At 71.1% G+C, this 2,325-nt stretch carries 2 protein-coding genes; both read left to right on the top strand.

Annotation, left to right across the window (positions count from 1 at the left end):
• Positions 1–242: 242 nt before the first annotated feature.
• Complete coding sequence (locus ABZU76_RS51555; RefSeq protein ID WP_354885868.1) at positions 243–2,072, top strand: amidase; 1,830 nt, start codon at positions 243–245, stop codon at positions 2,070–2,072.
• Entirely contained in the window at positions 2,069–2,266 is a 198-nt protein-coding gene (locus tag ABZU76_RS51560; RefSeq protein WP_354885871.1) for a hypothetical protein, read from the top strand. Before ABZU76_RS51555 ends, ABZU76_RS51560 begins: the two co-directional genes overlap by 4 nt.
• Positions 2,267–2,325 lie beyond the last annotated feature (59 nt).

The raw sequence follows: 2,325 nt of genomic DNA on the forward strand, positions 1-2,325 counted from the left end.
GGGCGGTGCGATCGGCCCCCGGCCGATCCGACCGCCCCAATCCGGAAGCCGGCTCAAAGGCGATCTCGCACGCCCTGCCGAAGGCGGGGCCAAAAACACCGAAAGGTCTGAACACGAAATGTCTTCGTAATACTCGAAAACTCGCCCGCAACCGCAGGGTTCTAGCGTCGCGCCTGCCCTTCCCCACCGGTTCAGAAGCGAGGCAGTACGTGGCACAACCAGGAAGACTCACGCGGAGATCCGTGCTCGGCGGCGCCGGTGCGGCGGTCGCCGGTGGCACCCTTTCCCTCACTTTGGGTGCGGCGCCGGCGAGCGCGGCGCCGTCCGGCGGCCCGGCGCTGCCGTCGGTGAACCAGATCCCCCACCGCGTCCGGCTCGTGGACTACGAGATCACCGAGCTCGCCGCGCTGCTGCGCGCGGGCCGCACGTCGAGCGTCGAGATCACCCAGGCCTACCTCGGCCGGATCTCGAAGTTCAACGGTCCCTTCGAGGTCTACGGCGACAACGGCGCGTACAACGCGTTCGTGCGGGTTGACACAGCCGGCGCGCTCGCCGCCGCGCGAGCCGCCGACCAGCGGATCTCGAACTGGCGCCGGCACGGCGGTGACCTGTCGCCCCTGTGCGGAATCCCTATGGGCATCAAGGACTCCGTGGGCATCAAGGGCCTGAACGCGCAGGACGGCAGCGCGGCGTTCACCGGCAACAAGGCGCTCCAGGACGCGACGGTCGTCGCCCGGCTGCGCGCGGCCGGCGTGGTGCTGCTGGGCAACACCATCTGCTCGGCTTTCTCCGGCTCGATCACCGGCACGTTCGCGGGCAACGCCTGGAGCCCGTCACACGTGCCGGGCGGATCGAGCCAGGGCTCGGGGGTCGCGCCCATCGCGCGGCTGGCCGCGGCCTGCATCGGCGAGGAGACGGGCGGCAGCATCATCATGCCGTCGGCCGCGAACGGCGCCAGCGGGATCAAGCCGTCGCTGGGCACGGTGTCGATCGCCGGGCTCATGCCGCTCTCGCCGGGTTACGACGTGCTCGGCCCTATCTCCCGCAGCGCACGGGACTCGGCGCTGATCCTGAGCACGATCCTCGGTCCGGACGCGGTGAACGACCCGCAGACGCTCTCGGCGCCCCTGCCGTTCCCGGCGATCCCGTCGTCGCCCCGGCCCGGGCGGACGCCGTTGCAGGGCCTGACGATCGGCATCCCGCAGACGGACTGGATGAACGTGGGCGGCACCATCAAGACCGGGGTCAGCCCGCAGGACACGTACGGCGCCGAGCACCTGAAGGCGTTCAACCGGCTGGTGGGACAGCTGAAGAGCCTGGGCGCCCAGGTGAAGGAGTTCCCCGGTCTGGACATGACCGACCCCGCGCAGAACCCGTACTTCGCGTCGGCGGACGTGCTGGCGACGGTGGACGGATCGCCCGTGTCGCCCTCGGCCGCGGTGGTGAACGCGAACCGCTACGAGGTCCGGTTCGTCGCGGCGGTGGCGGACTTCTGCGCGAGCGGCATCCCGACGGCCGACGCCGTCGCGACCCTCACCGGCCAGTACGGCCGGCGCGCGCCCGGTGAGATGGCGGCGAGCTTCGCGAGCGCCGACCGCTTCAACGGCGGCATCCCCGCCTCCGTCCGCTACGAGGGCGAACAGCGGCGGCGCCGGCTCATCGCCAACTACACCAAGTCGCTGGAGGACGCCGGCGTCGACTTCATGCTCGTGCTGGCCCTGGGCGACGTGATCGGCCAACGGTCCGGCGGCGCCGGCTTCCCGGTGTACCGGGCGTACTACCAGGTGCCGAACGCGCTGGGCTGGCCCATGGTGAGCTTCCCCGTCGGCTACACCTCGGGCCTGCCGATCTCGGCCCAGTTCTGGGGACCGCGCTTCGCGGAGCCCGCACTGGTCCAGTCGATGGTGGACTACCAAGCCCACTTCCCCGAGTACCACACCGCGGCCCCGCCGGACCCGGTCTTCGGGACCCTCACCCCGAAGATCGCGCCGCGCGCCCTCGCCCCGGCCGTCGAGGACCCGACCAACGACCCGATCCTGGGCGAGGAAGCGATCAGGAGGGCTCTCTCGTGAGCGTCGCCGAACCCACCCGGTTCCTGACCGTGGACTTCTCGACCCCGGTGGACATCGGGTTCCTCCCGCAGCACGCGGAGACTCCCGCCGTGCCACCGCTGACCATCGGCTGGGCTCCCAGGCTGGGCACGACGTACCTGCCGTTCGACAGTGTTGTCTGCCTCGGCTCCGCCGAGGCGTGCGAGATCGCCTAGGAGCCGGTGTTGGGATCGAGCGGTCGGATCGGCCGGGGGCCGATCGCACCGCCCGATCC

This window comes from Amycolatopsis sp. NPDC005232 (assembly GCF_040607795.1).
Classification (GTDB): Bacteria; Actinomycetota; Actinomycetes; order Mycobacteriales; family Pseudonocardiaceae; genus Amycolatopsis.